Annotated in this window: 14 protein-coding genes; 11 read left to right on the forward strand and 3 right to left on the reverse strand. The window is 73.8% G+C overall.

The features are described from left to right. Nucleotide 1: 1 nt before the first annotated feature. Both ACFO0B_RS21735 and ACFO0B_RS21740 read left to right on the forward strand, forming a co-directional pair. Nucleotides 2-2,008, forward strand: a complete 2,007-nt coding sequence (locus ACFO0B_RS21735) for a hypothetical protein (protein ID WP_378614369.1) — start codon at nt 2-4, stop codon at nt 2,006-2,008. A gap of 178 nt (nt 2,009-2,186) precedes the next feature. Next, on the forward strand, nt 2,187-2,879 hold the full coding sequence (locus tag ACFO0B_RS21740; RefSeq protein ID WP_378614371.1) for a hypothetical protein: 693 nt from the start codon (nt 2,187-2,189) through the stop codon (nt 2,877-2,879). On the opposite strand, the gene ACFO0B_RS21745 is transcribed toward ACFO0B_RS21740, so the two are convergent. Next, nucleotides 2,852-3,715 carry a hypothetical protein gene (locus ACFO0B_RS21745; RefSeq protein ID WP_378614372.1) on the reverse strand — a complete coding sequence of 288 codons (864 nt, stop codon included), beginning with the start codon at nt 3,713-3,715 and terminating at the stop codon, nt 2,852-2,854. The two genes, ACFO0B_RS21740 and ACFO0B_RS21745, sit on opposite strands and share 28 nt — an antisense overlap. A gap of 36 nt (nt 3,716-3,751) precedes the next feature. Between ACFO0B_RS21745 and glmS the strand changes: the two genes are divergently transcribed. Further along, nucleotides 3,752-5,632, forward strand: coding sequence for a glutamine--fructose-6-phosphate transaminase (isomerizing) (gene glmS, locus ACFO0B_RS21750; RefSeq protein WP_378614373.1), 1,881 nt, complete (start codon nt 3,752-3,754; stop codon nt 5,630-5,632). A gap of 24 nt (nt 5,633-5,656) precedes the next feature. Here the strand turns inward: glmS and ACFO0B_RS21755 are convergent, their stop codons facing one another. Further along, nucleotides 5,657-6,070 (reverse strand): cupredoxin domain-containing protein, encoded by a 414-nt coding sequence (locus ACFO0B_RS21755; RefSeq protein WP_378614374.1) that lies wholly within the window; start codon nt 6,068-6,070, stop codon nt 5,657-5,659. A gap of 126 nt (nt 6,071-6,196) precedes the next feature. Here ACFO0B_RS21755 and ACFO0B_RS21760 point away from each other — a divergent pair, with 126 nt between their 5' ends. The 7 genes from ACFO0B_RS21760 to tsaD all read left to right on the forward strand — a co-directional run bounded on the left by ACFO0B_RS21760 (nt 6,197) and on the right by tsaD (nt 12,760). Continuing rightward, a complete protein-coding gene (locus ACFO0B_RS21760; protein WP_378614375.1) occupies nt 6,197-7,723 on the forward strand; it encodes an NAD(P)H-hydrate dehydratase in 1,527 nt (508 codons plus the stop codon). Nucleotides 7,724-7,788: 65 nt separating this feature from the next. Then, nucleotides 7,789-8,916, forward strand: a complete 1,128-nt coding sequence (alr, locus tag ACFO0B_RS21765; RefSeq protein WP_378614376.1) for an alanine racemase — start codon at nt 7,789-7,791, stop codon at nt 8,914-8,916. Further along, the gene (locus ACFO0B_RS21770; protein WP_378614377.1) at nt 8,913-9,977 is read left to right on the forward strand and encodes an alpha/beta fold hydrolase; all 1,065 of its coding nucleotides are present in this window, start codon (nt 8,913-8,915) and stop codon (nt 9,975-9,977) included. The genes alr and ACFO0B_RS21770 overlap by 4 nt, the downstream gene beginning before the upstream one ends. Continuing rightward, nucleotides 9,970-10,416 (forward strand): tRNA (adenosine(37)-N6)-threonylcarbamoyltransferase complex ATPase subunit type 1 TsaE, encoded by a 447-nt coding sequence (gene tsaE / locus ACFO0B_RS21775; protein ID WP_378614379.1) that lies wholly within the window; start codon nt 9,970-9,972, stop codon nt 10,414-10,416. The genes ACFO0B_RS21770 and tsaE overlap by 8 nt, the downstream gene beginning before the upstream one ends. Before the next feature lie 48 nt (nt 10,417-10,464). After that, entirely contained in the window at nt 10,465-11,187 is a 723-nt protein-coding gene (tsaB, locus tag ACFO0B_RS21780) for a tRNA (adenosine(37)-N6)-threonylcarbamoyltransferase complex dimerization subunit type 1 TsaB (protein WP_378614380.1), read from the forward strand. 23 nt (nt 11,188-11,210) lie between these two features. Beyond that, nucleotides 11,211-11,720, forward strand: a complete 510-nt coding sequence (gene rimI / locus ACFO0B_RS21785) for a ribosomal protein S18-alanine N-acetyltransferase (RefSeq protein ID WP_378614580.1) — start codon at nt 11,211-11,213, stop codon at nt 11,718-11,720. Then, the gene (tsaD, locus tag ACFO0B_RS21790) at nt 11,717-12,760 is read left to right on the forward strand and encodes a tRNA (adenosine(37)-N6)-threonylcarbamoyltransferase complex transferase subunit TsaD (RefSeq protein WP_378614381.1); all 1,044 of its coding nucleotides are present in this window, start codon (nt 11,717-11,719) and stop codon (nt 12,758-12,760) included. The genes rimI and tsaD overlap by 4 nt, the downstream gene beginning before the upstream one ends. A 19-nt stretch (nt 12,761-12,779) precedes the next feature. On the opposite strand, the gene ACFO0B_RS21795 is transcribed toward tsaD, so the two are convergent. Continuing rightward, complete coding sequence (locus ACFO0B_RS21795) at nt 12,780-14,261, reverse strand: Hsp70 family protein (protein ID WP_378614382.1); 1,482 nt, start codon at nt 14,259-14,261, stop codon at nt 12,780-12,782. Nucleotides 14,262-14,704: 443 nt separating this feature from the next. Here ACFO0B_RS21795 and groES point away from each other — a divergent pair, with 443 nt between their 5' ends. Beyond that, nucleotides 14,705-15,007, forward strand: coding sequence for a co-chaperone GroES (gene groES, locus ACFO0B_RS21800; RefSeq protein WP_067646611.1), 303 nt, complete (start codon nt 14,705-14,707; stop codon nt 15,005-15,007). Nucleotides 15,008-15,029 lie beyond the last annotated feature (22 nt).

A 15,029-nucleotide genomic window follows, 5' to 3' on the forward strand; every position in this document is an offset into this window, starting at 1 on the left:
CATGACCTTCACCGTGCCGTCCGGGGCCACCGTCGCCCAGCTGCTGGAGCTGGGGTCGCAGAGCCTGCTCTACTTCGAGCACTTCGGCCCGCGCTACCAGCGCTGGGCGAAAACGGTGCCGGAGAACGGCGACTACGCCACCCTGCACCGCCGCTTCTCCGAGCAGAACGGGGTGTCCGAGGAGCGGATTCGCGCCACCGCCGACACACTGCGCGGGGTACTCGGCGCACTGCGCGAGCAATACCAGGCGCAGGGCGACAGCACGCGCGCGATCGCCGGGGTCTGGCAGGGGGCCGCGGCGACCGCCGAGATCTCGCTGCTGAACCGGCAACTCGCGGTCGCCGAGGTGGATATCGCCGCGCTCGCGGGGATCTCCGCCGAATTCGACCGGCTGCCGGAGGCGCTGCGTGCGGCGGTGCGCGGCAAGGCCGAGATCGTGCCGCAGATCCTGGAGCACGGCACCGAGCTGAAGATCGACGGGAAGACGCCGGAGGATGTCGATCTCATCATCGACGGGGCCGATGGGTTCGGGTGGACGCACACGCTGAGCGCCGGTTCCGCGGCGAGCCGGGCGCAGGCGCTGTTCCCGGATCTGCGGCTCGGGGTCTGGGAGGAGTTCGTGTACGGGGGCGGGGCCGTGCAGAGTCCGTGGTCGCCGTATCAGGATGTCATCGCGGAGCGGTGCCGGGGTTGGTTGGACGAGCTGTTCGTGCCGGATTACGAGCGGAAGGTTCAGAAGTTCGGCGAGCTCTGCACGGTTGTCGATGACGGGGTTCGGCGGGTGTACGAGGGGGTTGTGGGGAAGTTCGGGGGGTTGTCGGGGGAGGGGTATCCGCGGCCGGGGGATTCGGCGTCCGAGACGCCGGGTGAGCTGCCCTCGGGCACGGCGCCGGTGAGTACCGAGCCGATCGGCACCACGCCCGCGTCGACCACGCCCGTCGCGCCGACGCCGTCGGGTACCACGCCGTCCGAGGTATCGCCTTCTGCCACAGCGCCTTCTGCGACGTCGCCGGCAGCGACCACGACGCCGCCCACAGCTTCGCCCACGACGACCTCGCCCACGACGACCTCGCCCACGACGACCTCGACGCCGTCCACGACGACTTCGCCGACTACGGAGTCGCCGACGACGAGTACGCCGACCACGTCACCGTCACCGTCGCCGACGACGAGCACGCCCTCGACCACATCACCCCTCACCACGGCTCTGGAGGGGCTCAGCACGCTGAACTCGGCGGCGCAGACCCTGACACCCATCGCGCAGAGCGTGGCGCAATCCCTCGGCACCGGCCTCAGCGCCCTGACCGACTCGGTCACCGCGGGCATCGACGACGCCCTGGAACGTGTCCAGCAGGCATTCGAGCCGGTCGACGCGGATGGCGACGGCCGGCCCGACGACCGGGTGCTCGCCGGCTTCCCGCTCGGCGAGCAGCAGGCGGAGGTGGCGCTCGGCGCCGACGGGCAGCTCTCGCTCACCCTCACCGAACCGGGCGGATCGAGTGCCGAATACCGGCTGGAGACCGACGAGAACGGCCACCCCGTGCTGGTCCAGGTCGACCCGGAGACCGGCGAGAAGATCGAGCCCGCGGGTGAGGCGGCCCCCGGCGACGATCCGCGGCCCGGGCCCGCGCCGGACGACGCCACCGGCGCCCCGGCTCCGGACGCGAGCGGCCCGGCGCCGCAACGACCAGCCGACGCCGCTCCGGCACCCCCCGCTCCGGCGAATCCGGCGCCCGATGCCTCCGCTCCAGGTGACCTGGGCCCGCCGACCCCGGCTCCGGGTGATCCCGGTACGGCGGCTCCGGCACCGGGCGGGGTCGCGCCGACGAATCCCGCTCCCGCCGATCCGGCCCCGTCGAACAACCCCGGCACCGGGATACCGGCCACCCCGCGCCGGGAGGAGGACGGCGAACACCGCCCCCGGGAATTCCCGGACAGCACACCGGCCGAACCACCGGCCCCGGCCCCGGACAGCGGTGCCAGACTCTCTGAAGCAGGCCCCCTGTGAACCGCCGCCCGACCGGCACCCACCGCTGGTCCGCCTCCCTGCGCGGCGGCGCAGGCCACCGCCCGGCCCTGCGCTGCGCCGGTCCCATCGACCGCCGCGTCGACGCATCCGCCGACCCCACCCCCGACGACCCGACCCGAGACGAACCGGGCGCACCGGCGAAGGAAGGTGAATCCCCGTGACCCTCGAAGCCGACCTCGACCGCATAGCCGCCGAATCCACCCGCCGCTCCGCCGCCGTCATCGACGAACTGACCACCGCCAACGCCCGAACCGCCGCCATCGCCACCGACCTCGCGACCCGCTCCGCCCGCGCCATCGAGGCCATCCAGCGCCAGCGCCCACCCGCCGACCCCCGGCAGGAGCCCGGACCAGCGCAGCAGGAGGGCCGGCCGGACATGGCGCTCACGCCAGGCGAACCCGGGTGGCCGATACCCGAGCACTCGGACTCGGGCCCTGCGCCACAGGGAGCTGTGAGCTCGCGCAGCGACCGGGGGTGGCTGACACCCGAGGACCCGAGCCCCGCTTCCGCAGGCACCGCGGCCGCTACCGCTCGGACGCGCGGCGAGCCGGATCCGAGCCTTGCGCCGATGGCCGCGCCGGCGACCGGGGGCAGGCATGCCGCTCCGGACCCGGACGAGAACACCCGCCCGCTCTGGCGCGCCCCCGGCCCGGACGATGCCGAGGCGGGCACCGCACCCCTGCCGGTGATCGAGCCGAACGAGGAGCAGCGCCGCCGGGAGGAACTGCAGGAGCGCCGCGATGCGATCGCGCGCTCCATCGCCGCGCGCAGGGCGCAGAGCGTCGCCCGGCCGAGCGACCAGGACGACGAGGAGGGCGAGTACTACCGGCGCACCAGCTGGCTGATCTGACGCAGCCCGATCTTCCCCCTGCCCGCGTCCGGCTCGACCGGCGCGTGCGGGTCGACGGCGATGGTCCGCGGAATCTCCGCCTCGGGGTCCGCGAACGCGGCGTAGGTCTTGTCGCCGAGCAGGCTGTGCAGCAGGTACCCGGTGAGCAACGCTCGGGTCGCCCGCGCGTTCTTCGCCTCGAACTTGCCGATGCCGAAGGCGGCGAGCGAGCGCCGCCCCTCGATGAGGCCGTTGTGCGAGGCGCCCTCCAGGGTGCGTAGCACCAGCGGCCCGCCCCACGCCCTGGCCAGCGGCAGCGTGTCGGAGCTCACCGACTTGGCGTCCACCTCGCCGCCGAGCACGAAGGCGGGGATGTCCAGGTCCGGCGCGAGCTCCTCGGCGGCGGGCGCGGTGGGGGCGGGGAAGAGCGCGACGTACGCGGCCACCCGGCGCTGCGCGGCGGCGATGGCGGCGGCGCCCGCGCCCATGCCGTGCCCGGCGAGTGCCAGCTTTTCCGGGTGCACGCTGATCGAGCCGTTGCCGAGCCGGACGCCGGTGCAGATGTCCAGCGTGGTCAGCAGGTCGGTGGCGAGCCCGAGGTGCGAGGGGATCGGGCCGCGCTCGGTGTCCGGCGCGGCGGCGACGATGCCCCAGGAGGCGAGGTGCTGCAGCAGCTCGCGGTAGTTCCCCACCTTGGTCAGCCAGGCGTGCCCGAAGGCGACGGCGGGCAGGTTGGTGCCGCTCTCGGGGGTGAAGACGACGCCGGGCAGCCCGGCCACCGCGAGGTTCCCGCGGAGCACCCGGTGCGGGCCGCGGCTGGTCAGGGTGGTCACGAGTGATTTCACAGACGCCGACACGACGTGAACGGTAGCCGATAAGTACTGTGGGGAGCCATGTGCGGAATCGTGGGGTACGTCGGGTACCGGGATGCGCTCGGCGTCGTCGTCGACGCGTTGCGCCGCATGGAATATCGCGGGTACGACTCGGCGGGCGTCGCGATTCTGGACGGCGCGGGCGCGATTTCGGTGGAGCGCAAGGCGGGCAGGCTCGCCAATCTGGAGGCCGAGCTGGCCGAGGCCGGTGCGAGCCGGTTCGCGGGCACGACCGGCATGGGGCACACCCGCTGGGCGACGCACGGCGCGCCCACCGATCGCAACGCGCACCCGCACCGGGACGGCACCGGAACGGTCGCGGTGGTGCACAACGGCATCATCGAGAACTTCGCGCCGCTCCGCCGCGAGCTGGAGGACTCCGGTACCGAGCTGAGCAGCGACACCGACACCGAGGTCGCGGTGCACCTGGTGGCCGCGGCCTACGCCGATGGCCCCACCGCGGGCGACTTCGTGGCGAGCGCGCTGGCCGTGGTCCGGCGCCTGGAGGGCGCCTTCACGCTGGTCTTCACGCACGCCGACCACCCGGGCACGATCATCGCGGCGCGCCGCTCGACCCCGCTGGTGGTCGGCGTCGGCAAGGGCGAGATGTTCCTCGCCTCGGATGTCACCGCGTTCATCGAGCACACCAGGGAAGCGGTCGAGCTCGGCCAGGACCAGGCCGTCGTGATCACCGCCGACAGCTACCGGGTCACCGACTTCGACGGCGTCGACGCGGGCCACCGCACCCGCCCCTTCACCATCGACTGGGATCTGGCCGCCGCGGAGAAGGGTGGCCACGACTACTTCATGCTCAAGGAGATCGAGGAGCAGCCGGTCGCGGTGGCCGACACGCTCATCGGGCACTTCACCCAGGACGAGTCCGGCGGCCGGATCGTGCTGGACGAGCAGCGCCTGGCCGACCAGGAGCTGCGCGACTTCGACAAGGTCTTCGTGGTGGCCTGCGGCAGCGCCTACCACTCCGGGCTGCTGGCCAAGTACGCCATCGAGCACTGGACCCGGCTGCCGGTCGAGGTCGAGCTGGCCAGCGAGTTCCGCTACCGCGACCCGGTGCTCGACCGCTCCACCCTGGTCGTCGCCATCTCGCAGTCCGGTGAGACCGCGGACACGCTGGAGGCGGTGCGGCACGCCAAGGAGCAGAAGGCGCGGGTGCTCGCGATCTGCAACACCAACGGCGCGCAGATCCCGCGCGAGTCCGACGCGGTGCTCTACACCAGGGCGGGGCCGGAGATCGGCGTCGCCTCCACCAAGGCGTTCCTCGCGCAGGTGACGGCGAACTACCTGGTGGGGCTGGCGATCGCGCAGGCGCGCGGCACCAAGTACCCCGACGAGGTGGCGCGCGAGTTCGCCGAGCTGGAGGCGATGCCGAAGCTGGTCTCCCGGGTCCTGGAGACGGCGCCGCAGGTGCGGGCCATCGCGCGCGAGCTGGCGCAGGTGCCGACGGTGCTCTTTCTCGGCAGGCACGTCGGGTACCCGGTGGCGCTGGAGGGCGCGCTCAAGCTCAAGGAGCTCGCGTACATGCACGCGGAGGGGTTCGCCGCCGGTGAGCTCAAGCACGGCCCGATCGCGCTGATCGAGCAGGGGCTGCCGGTCATCGTGGTCATGCCGTCGCCGAAGGGGCGCGCGGTGCTGCACTCCAAGCTGCTCAGCAATATTCGGGAGATCCAGGCCCGCGGTGCGCGGACCATCGTGATCGCGGAGGAGGGCGACGACACGGTGCGGCCGTTCGCCGACGACCTCATCGAGATCCCGACTGCGCCGACGCTGTTCCAGCCGCTGCTCTCCACCGTGCCGCTGCAGATCTTCGCCGCCGAGGTGGCGCAGGCCCGCGGGTACGACGTGGACAAGCCGCGGAACCTGGCCAAATCGGTGACGGTCGAGTGAGCGGGGCGGGCCATCGCCCGCCCCCTACTGCACGACGACGGCGCCGCGCATCTCCGGGTGCAGCGAGCACAGGTAGCGGTAGTTGCCCGGTGCGATGAAGGTGTAGCTCCAGGAGCCCTCGTTCAGGATCGGGCTGTTGATGCCCATCGCCCGGTCGCCGATGCCCTGCACCGAGTGCGCCGCGCTGTCGGCGAATTCCCAGGTGACGGTATCGCCGACCCGGACCTCGAGCTCGGCGGGGGAGAAGGCCATCTCGTCCACCCGCACGGTGATCGTGCTCGGCTCGGTGGCCTGCTGTGAGGTCGGCACGCCCGCCGCGGCGGAGGTGGTGCTCGCCGGGGCGGCCGTGCCGGAATCGTCGGTGCCGCAGGCCGCCGTGCACGCGGCGACGGCGATGGCGATGGCGATGGCGATGGCGATGCGGCGGGAAGTGGGCATGATCGCCAAGCGTAGTCGGCGACCGGGGGCGGGCTCGCCGGCCGCGCCCCGCATCCGGCGCGCGGGGCACTGTGCGATGCTCGCGCAAGACCGGGCACGGGTAGTCGAGGCAGCGCAGGAGGGGTCATGGCGTTCTCCCGTCGGGGGTACTACAGCGCGGATCAGGTGCGGGCGGCCGAGGCCGAGCTCTTCACCCGGGTCGCGGACGGGGTGCCGATGCGGCGCGCGGCGCACGGGCTCGCCACCGTGGTGGCGCGCGAGCTCGCGGAGCGCACCGGCGGGGTGGCCGGGCGCCGGGTGACGCTGCTGGTGGGGTCGGGTGACAACGGCGGCGACGCGCTGTGGGCGGGCGCCGCGCTGCGCCGCCGCGGTGTCGCGGTCACCGCGCTGCTGCTGCAGCCGAAGCGGGCGCACGCCGCCGGGCTCGCCGCGCTGCGCCGGGTGGGTGGCCGGGTGCTGAACGCCAGTTGCGCGGTGCCACCGCACCCGGCGTCGATCGCGGCGCTCGACGCCGACCTGGTGCTCGACGGCATCGTCGGCATCTCCGGGCGCGGCTCCCTGCGCCCGGTCGCGGCGGCGCTCGTCGCCGCCGTCCGCGCACCGATCATCGCCGTCGACCTGCCGAGCGGTGTCGACCCGGAGACCGGAGCGGCCGACGGCCCGGCCGTGCGCGCCGCGGTGACCGTCGCCTTCGGCGCGCGGAAGCCGGTGCACGCGCTGGCCGGGCCGCGCTGCGGACGGATCGAACTGATCGAGATCGGACTGCGCCTGCCCGAACCGGAATTCGCCGCACTGGAGCCGGCGGAGATCGGGTCGCGCTGGCCGGTGCCGGGCGCGCACGACGACAAGTACAGCCAGGGGGCGACCGGCGTCGTGGCCGGTAGTGCCCGCTTCCCTGGCGCGGCGGTGCTCTGCGTCGGTGGCGCGGTGGCCGCGACCTCCGGCCTGGTGCGCTACGCAGGCACCGGCGCCGATGCGGTGCTCGCCCGCTTCCCCGAGGTCGTCGCCACCGAGGACCCCGCGAGCGCGGGCCGGGTGCAGTCCTGGGTGATCGGCCCCGGTGCGGGCACCGACGCGGCCGCCGCCGAACGGCTGCGCACGGTGCTCGGCACCGACCTCCCCGTTGTCGTCGACGCCGACGCCCTCACCATCCTGGCCGCCGACCACGCACCGCTGCGCGGTCGCGCCGCCCCGACCGTGCTCACCCCGCACGCGGGCGAGTTCGCCCGGCTCACCGGCGACCCCGTCGGCGCCGACCGGGTCGCCGCCGCCCGCGACCTGGCCCGCTCCTGGAACGTCACCGTTCTGCTCAAGGGCCGCGCGACGATCGTCGCCGCCCCCGACGGCACCGTCCTCGTCAACGAGGCGGGCGGCTCCTGGGCCGCCACCGCGGGCGCGGGCGACATCCTGGCGGGCGTCATCGGCGCCCTCCTCGCCGCGGGCCACGACCCCACCTGGGCCGCCGCGGCCGCCGCCCGCGCCCACTCCCTCGCCGCCAACCTCGCCGCCACCGCCACGGCAGCCCCGTCGGCCCCGACGCTCCCCGTCCCCGCGACATCCCCTGCGGCCGCACCCATTTCGGCGACCCCGCTCCTCGAACACCTCCGCCCCGCCATCGCGACGCTCCGCGCCACCGCCCCCACGACCCGGTGACCGGAGGCACGCCGGAACAGCCGCGAGCGCCGGTGCCCCCGATCACAGTGGCAGGATCGGGGACCGTGCATGCGCAAGTGGAGACCGTTGTCGACCTGGGCGCCATCGCGCACAATGTGCGGATCCTGCGGGAGCACGCGGGCACCGCGGCGCTGATGGTCGTGGTCAAGGCGGACGGCTACAACCACGGCGCGGTCGAGGTCGGCCGCGCCGCGCTGGCGGCCGGAGCCCGCGAGCTCGGGGTCACGACGGTGGCCGAGGCGGTGGCGCTGCGCGAGGCCGGGATCACCGCGCCGGTGCTGTGCTGGCTGAACGACGCCGCGGCCGACTTCGCCGCCGCCGTCCGTGCCGACGTGGAGATCGGCATCTCCTCGCTCGCGCACCTGGAGGCGGTGGCCGCGGCCGCCCGCGCCACCGGCTGCCCCGCGGTGCTGAGCCTCAAGGTGGACACCGGGCTGAACCGCAACGGCATCGCCGCGGCCGGCTACCCCGCGGTGCTGACCGCGCTGCGCGCCCTCGCCGACGAGGGGGTGGTGCGGCTGCGCGGCATCTTCTCGCACCTCGCGCACTCCGACGAGCCCGGCCACCCCTTCCTCGACGTGCAGCGCGCCCGCTTCGTCGAGGCGGTCGCGCTGGCGAAGGAGCACGGCCTGGAGCCCGATGTGCTGCACCTCGCCAACTCCGCGGCCGCGCTGACCAGGCCGGATCTCGCCTTCGACATGGTGCGGCCCGGCATCGCGGTGTACGGGCTGAACCCGGTCCCGCAGGTCGGCGATTTCGGACTGCGGCCGGCGATGACCTTCCGGGCCAGGGTGGCGCTGGTGAAGGAGGTCGCGGCGGGCGAGGGTGTCTCCTACGGCCACGAATGGATCGCTCCCCGGGACACCACGGTTGCGCTGATCCCCGCCGGGTACGCCGATGGTGTGTTCCGTACCCTCGGCGGCCGTTTCGACGTCTTCGTCGGCGGGGCACGGCATCCCGGCGTCGGCCGGGTGTGCATGGATCAGCTCGTGGTCGATCTGGGCGCGAACTCCGCCGGGGTCGGCCCCGGCGACGAAGCCGTGCTCTTCGGCGCGGGCTCCGGCGTGCCGGGCGCCCAGGAGTGGGCGGATCTGCTCGGGACCATCCACTATGAGGTGGTGTGCTCCCCGCGCGGCCGAGTGCGGCGGACTTTCACACAGGAGGACCGATGAAGCGGATCGTGCAGGGTGGCGCGGCGACCGCGGTCGCCGTGAGCGCGCTCGCCGTCGCGCACGTGCTGCGGCGCATGGGTTCCCGGGTGCTCTGGCCCGCGCGCGCCGACGAGTACCGGGACGAGGACTTCGGCCTGCTCGGCCGCGACCGCGCCGCCGTGGTGCACGCCACCGACGGCGTCCCGCTCGCGGTCCGCGAACACGGCCAGGCGGACGCCGCGGTCACCGTCGTCTTCGTTCACGGCTTCTGCAACGACATGACCTCCTACCATTTCCAGCGGCGCGATCTCCCCGTGCTCTGGGGCGACCGGGCCCGGCTGGTCTTCTACGACCAGCGCGGCCACGGCGAGTCCGGGGTCCCGGAGGCGGCGAACTGCACCGTGGCCCAGCTCGCCGACGATCTGGCCGCCGTGGTCGAGGCGCGCGCTCCGCACGGCCCGGTGGTGCTGGTCGGGCACTCGCTCGGCGGCATGGCGGTGCTGGCCGCCGCGGCCGCACACCAGGGGCTCTTCCGGCAGCGGGTCGCGGGCGTCGCCCTCATCTGCACCACCGCCGCGGGGATGACCACGGGCGGTATCGGCCAGCTGCTGCCGAACCCCGCGCTGGACGGTTTCCGGCTCGCGGTCCGGTTCGCGCCCGCGCTGGTGCAGGCCGGACGGGCCACCGCGCGGCACGTGATCACCCCGCTGCTGCACGTGAGTTCGTTCCACGGCCCGGTGAGCCCCACGGTCTCGCGCTTCACCACCTTGATGATCGACCGCACCCCGGTCGCGACCATCGTGAAGTTCCTGCAGGCCATCGAGGTGCACGACGAATCGGCGGCGCTGCCCGCGCTGGCCGGGGTGCCCGCGCTGGTGATCGGCGCCGGCTACGACCGGGTGATCCCGGTCAAGAACTCCGAGCTGCTGGCCCGCGAGATCCCCGAAGCCGAGCTGGTCCGGCTGGACGGCGGCGCGCACATGCCGCACCTGCAGTTCCCGGACGCCGTCAACGCGGCGCTGGACCGGCTCTTCGCCAGGGCGGTGCCCAGCGCGGGGACGCGAAGGGCCTCCGGTGGCTGATCCGGCCACCAGGCTGCTGCCGACGGTCGAGGACACCGAGGCGCTCGGCCGGGAACTCGCCGCCGGGCTGCGCGCCGGCGACCTGGTGGTGCTGGACGGCCCGCTCGGCGCGGGCAAGACCGCGCTCACCCGCGGCATCGCGGCCGGGCTCGACGTGCTCGGCCGGGTGAGCTCGCCGACCTTCGTGATCGCGCGGGCGCACCGGGCGGGCGGCCGCGGCGTCGGGCTGGTGCACGTCGACGCCTACCGGCTCGCCGGTGACCTGGACGAACTCGACGCGCTCGACCTGGACGCGGACCTGGACCGCGCGGTCGTCGTGGTCGAGTGGGGGCGCGGCGTGGTCGAGCACCTGACCGACCGGCACCTGCTCGTCCGGCTGGTCCGGGAGCCGGAATCCGATGTGCGAACGGCCAGTTGGGAGTGGGTCCGGGAGCGGTGAACCCGCGGCCCTTCGGCGGCGGTACCACCCGGTATCGTTGACCGAATCATGCTTGTACTCGCCGTCGACACCGCGACCCCCGCCGTCACCGCGGGGCTGGTGCACCTCGAGCAGACCGGAGCCGGGCCGATCCCGGAGCGGGTGCGCACCGTCGCCTCCCGGGTGCACGTCGACGCTCGCGCGCACGCCGAGGTGCTGACCCCGCAGATCCTGGAGTGTCTCGCCGAGTCCGGCTGTGCCCGTAGCGACATCGGGGCCGTCGTGGCCGGGGTCGGGCCGGGCCCGTTCACCGGGCTCCGCGTCGGCATGGCGACCGCGGCCGCCTTCGGGGACGCGCTCGGCATCCCGGTGTACGGCGTCTGCAGCCTGGACGCCATCGCCGCCGACGCCGGGCGGGAGCCGCCCGGCGAAATTCCCGCCCTCGGCGCCGATCCCGACGCCGCCGGGCTGCTCGTGGTGACCGACGCCAGGCGCCGCGAGGTGTACTGGGCGCGCTACCGCGACGGCCTGCGGGTCGCAGGCCCCGCGGTGGACAAGCCCGCCGACGTCGACCCGGACACCGTCGTGGCGATCGCGGGCTCGGCCTCGCACGTCGACCTCTTCGACCTGCCGGTGCTCCCGGTGGAGAGCCCGTCGCCGCGCGGGCTGGTCACCGTCGCCGCGCCCGCGCTGCTCGCGGGCACCGCGCCGGAGCCGCTGGTCCCGCTCTACCTGCGCAGGCCGGACGCGGTCGAGCGCAGCTACCGCACCCTCGACCGGACGGGAGCGTGATCGTGGCCATCCACATCGAGCCGATGCGGCCCCGCGACATCGAGCGCTGCGTCGAGCTGGAGCAGCTGCTCTTCCCGGAGGACGACCCGTGGCACGCGGTCGCCTTCCGCTCCGAGCTGGCCGGCTCGCACAACCGCTACATCGCGGCCCGTGACTCCGACGACAGGCTGGTCGGCTACGCCGGGATCGCGCTGCTCGGCGATGCCGCGTACCCGGAGGCCGAGGTGCACACCATCGGCGTCGACCCGGAGGTGCACCGCGCCGGCATCGGCACGCTGCTGCTGGAGTGGCTGCTGACCGAGGCCGCCAAGCGCGGCGGCCCGGTCTTCCTCGAGGTGCGCACCGACAACGCCCCCGCCATCGCGCTCTACGCCAAGCACGGCTTCCACATCATCGGGCTGCGCAAGAACTACTACCAGCCCAGCGGCGCCGACGCGTACACCATGCGCCGACCCGAGCTCGGCGACTTCCCCGGTCTGGTACCGGACGGCGGCCCCGGCGCGGCGGTGCGCGGCGACGAGGTGCTCTCGTGATCGTGCTCGGGATCGAGAGCTCCTGCGACGAAACCGGAGTCGGCGTGGTGCGGCTGCACCCCGGCGGCCGCTGCGAGCTGCTCGCCGACGAGGTCGCCTCCAGCGTCGAGCAGCACGCCCGCTTCGGCGGCGTCGTCCCGGAGATCGCCTCGCGGGCGCACCTGGAGGCCGTCGTTCCCGCCATGCGCCGGGCGCTGGCGACCGCGGGTATCACCAGGCCGGACGCGCTCGCCGTCACCATCGGGCCGGGCCTGGCCGGCGCGCTGCTGGTCGGGGTGGCCGCGGCCAAGGCGTACGCGGCCGCCTGGGACATCCCCTTCTACGCGCTGAACCACCTGGGCGGGCACGTCGCGGTGGACACCCTGGAGCACGGCCCGATGCCACCCTGTGTCGCGCTGCTGGTCTCCGGCGGGCACACGCACCTGCTGCGCGTCACCGACCTGGCCGAGCCGATCACCGAGCTGGGCAGCACCGTCGACGACGCGGCGGGCGAGGCCTTCGACAAGGTGGCGCGGCTGCTCGGGCTCGGCTTCCCCGGCGGCCCCGCGCTGGACGCCGCCGCGGCCACCGGCGACCCGGCGGCGATCGCCTTCCCGCGCGGCATGACCGGCCCGCGCGACGCGAGCTACGACTTCTCCTTCTCCGGCCTGAAGACGGCGGTGGCGCGGCACGTGGAGGCGGCGCAGCGGGCCGGGATCGCCCCCGAGGCGCTGCCGATCCCGGATATCGCGGCCTCCTTCCAGGAGGCCGTCGCCGACGTGCTGACCCGCAAAGCGGTGCGCGCCGCGCAGGACACCGGAGTGGACACCCTGGTCCTCGGCGGCGGCGCGACGGCCAACTCGCGGATCCGGTCGATGGCCGAGGAGCGCTGCGCGGCGGCCGGGCTCACGCTGCGGGTGCCGAAGCCGCGGCTCTGCACCGACAACGGGGTGATGATCGCCGCGCTCGGCGCGCACGTCATCGCGGGCGGCGCCGAGCCGTCTGCGCTCACGGTGGAGACCGACCCGGGGCTGCCGGTGTCGATCAGCCGGGTCGGCTGAGCCGGCCGGGGGGGCGACGTCAGCGCGGAACGGCGAGCGTCGGCAGGGGAGTCGAGCTCTCCGCGGGCGTGGTCGTTCCGCCCGCGGAGCCGGAGTCGGCCGGCGGCGCCAGCGGCATGCTGCTCGCGGCGGGGGTCTGCGCGTCCAGCGGCAGCGGAGACGGGGTGACCGTACGGGCAGGCGCGGTGCTCGGCATCTCCAGCCCGGGGCCGAGCGAGTTCGGGAACGGGATCGGCGGATTGTTCGGGTCCGGGCGCAGCGTCGGCGAGGTCGGCCCGGCGGGCTGGCTCGCGGTGACGGTGACCGGCGGGGTAGTCGTCTCCGGTGGCTCGGCGGTGGTGCCCGGCGCGACCACAGGTGTCGGCGGGACGGGAGGGGTGGTCGGCGTGGGGATCCCGCCGCTGCTCGTCGTGCCTGCGGGCGAGATCTCCTCGTCCGCGATCGGCGCGAATTCGCGCACCCCGTAGCCGATTACCAGCCCGACCACGACCAGCGCGCCGACCAGCACCCCGGCCACCTTGGTCACGGTCCGGCCGGAGGTGTCGGCGCGCACCGCCGCGATCGGAGCCTCCGGCAGCGCCTGCGCCTGATCGGCGACGAGCGCGGCACCCTTGGCGATCACGGCGTCCGGATCGGGCACGGTGAGCACCGGGATGCCGAGCCGGTCGTGCAGGGCGGAGAGCACCGCCGGGATATTGGCGCCGCCGCCGATCACGGTGACCGCCTCCGGCAGCCGCTCCGCGCGCTCGGCCGTGGTCGCGGTGAAGTGTGCGATATCGCCGAGCAGATCTTCGATCAGGTACTCGAAGTCCTCCCGGGTCAGCTTGAGCGGGCGGCCGGCCACGTGGTCGACGGTCACCGCGGGCGTCACCGAGAGGTGCTCCTTGGCGGCGCGCGCCCGGTTCACCAGCGTGTGCCGGTTCGGGCGGGTGCCGCGCCTGGCGAAGTGCTGGTCGACCAGGTGCCGGTAGATGAGCTCGTCGATGGCGTTGCCGCTCAGCACCGAGGTGCGCTCGGCGACGAGCACCGCGCCGTCCGCGCGGTCGGCCACCGTGACGGTGAGCCCGGTGGCGCCGAGGTCGACGACGGCGACGGTGCCGTACCGGTCGAGGAGGCCGGTGTGGCGCAGATAGGTGAGTGCGGCGGTGAACTCGGGGACCATCCGCAGATCCCGCTGCCTGCCGGTGGCGGCGCGGATGATCTGCTCCTGCTCCTTGCCGCGGTAGGCGACCGCGACGCTGGTCGGCGCCTCGGCCGGAACGGGCTCGGGGCGCTCGGTGTAGCGGCCGCCGACCGGGTGCACCGGCTCGCGCGGGTGCGTGGCGGGCAGCTGGGTGGTCATCAGCTCGATGGACGAGGTGACCAGGTCGCCGAGGTCGGAGTGCGCGGCGTCGGCGGAGACGACCCGGTAGTCGAAGGTCTGGGCGCCGTTCGGGGCGGTGACGACGGTGGCGGAGCAGACGACCTCGTTGCCTGCCGAGATCCCCAGAGATGTTCGCATGGTCACCTCCCCTCGCGCGCGGACTGTCCGTAGCTGGCGTGTGGTGTTTCGAGTTCGAAGGCTCCGCTGTCACTGTGACGGGGAGTCACTGTGAATTCCGGTACCACCGAGCTTCGATGCCCGGCAGGCGCCGCGGAGCGGCCGACACGGAACGCTCGACCATAGTGTCACGATCCGTTATCCGAACGTTACAGATTTACCACGCCCTTGGAAAGTCCCCCAGTTCTGGTGACTGGAGGGGGCGTGTCCCGGCCGGTACGCAGCGGTAGCAGAGTCAGGCCTTGAGCGCTGGCACTCGCATGTATAGAGTGCTAGTCGACGCTGTGTGAGGGCTCCGGCACCCGCGACGACGGGGCTGTACGCAGGGTCAGCACGAGACCGACCCCAACGGGTGGAGCAATAGGTTCCGCCCGACCGTAAACCCCGAAAGTGGAGGGCTCAACGTGGCGAGCGTGAACATCAAGCCGCTCGAGGACAAGATCCTCGTCCAGGCCAACGAGGCCGAGACGACGACCGCCTCCGGCCTGGTCATCCCCGACACGGCGAAGGAGAAGCCGCAGGAGGGCACCGTCGTCGCCGTCGGACCCGGTCGCTGGGACGACGAGGGCGAGAAGCGCATCCCCCTGGATGTCCAGGAGGGTGACACCGTCATCTACAGCAAGTACGGCGGCACCGAGATCAAGTACCAGGGCGGGGAGTACCTCATCCTGTCGGCGCGTGACGTCCTGGCCGTCGTCACCAAGTAGCCGTTCGGGCACCCGCGTTCCG

This window comes from Nocardia jiangsuensis (assembly GCF_042650385.1).
Classification (GTDB): Bacteria; Actinomycetota; Actinomycetes; order Mycobacteriales; family Mycobacteriaceae; genus Nocardia; species Nocardia jiangsuensis.

What these genes read in the sequence shown, in the direction of transcription:
- ACFO0B_RS21755 (WP_378614374.1), bottom strand. Translation starts at nt 6,070, where the DNA reads ATGCCCACTTCCCGCCGCATCGCCATCGCCATCGCCATCGCCATCGCC.
- glmS (WP_378614373.1), top strand. Translation starts at nt 3,752, where the DNA reads ATGTGCGGAATCGTGGGGTACGTCGGGTACCGGGATGCGCTCGGCGTC.
- rimI (WP_378614580.1), top strand. Translation starts at nt 11,211, where the DNA reads ATGCGGCCCCGCGACATCGAGCGCTGCGTCGAGCTGGAGCAGCTGCTC.
- ACFO0B_RS21795 (WP_378614382.1), bottom strand. Translation starts at nt 14,261, where the DNA reads ATGCGAACATCTCTGGGGATCTCGGCAGGCAACGAGGTCGTCTGCTCC.
- ACFO0B_RS21760 (WP_378614375.1), top strand. Translation starts at nt 6,197, where the DNA reads ATGGCGTTCTCCCGTCGGGGGTACTACAGCGCGGATCAGGTGCGGGCG.
- ACFO0B_RS21770 (WP_378614377.1), top strand. Translation starts at nt 8,913, where the DNA reads ATGAAGCGGATCGTGCAGGGTGGCGCGGCGACCGCGGTCGCCGTGAGC.
- tsaB (WP_378614380.1), top strand. Translation starts at nt 10,465, where the DNA reads ATGCTTGTACTCGCCGTCGACACCGCGACCCCCGCCGTCACCGCGGGG.
- ACFO0B_RS21735 (WP_378614369.1), top strand. Translation starts at nt 2, where the DNA reads ATGACCTTCACCGTGCCGTCCGGGGCCACCGTCGCCCAGCTGCTGGAG.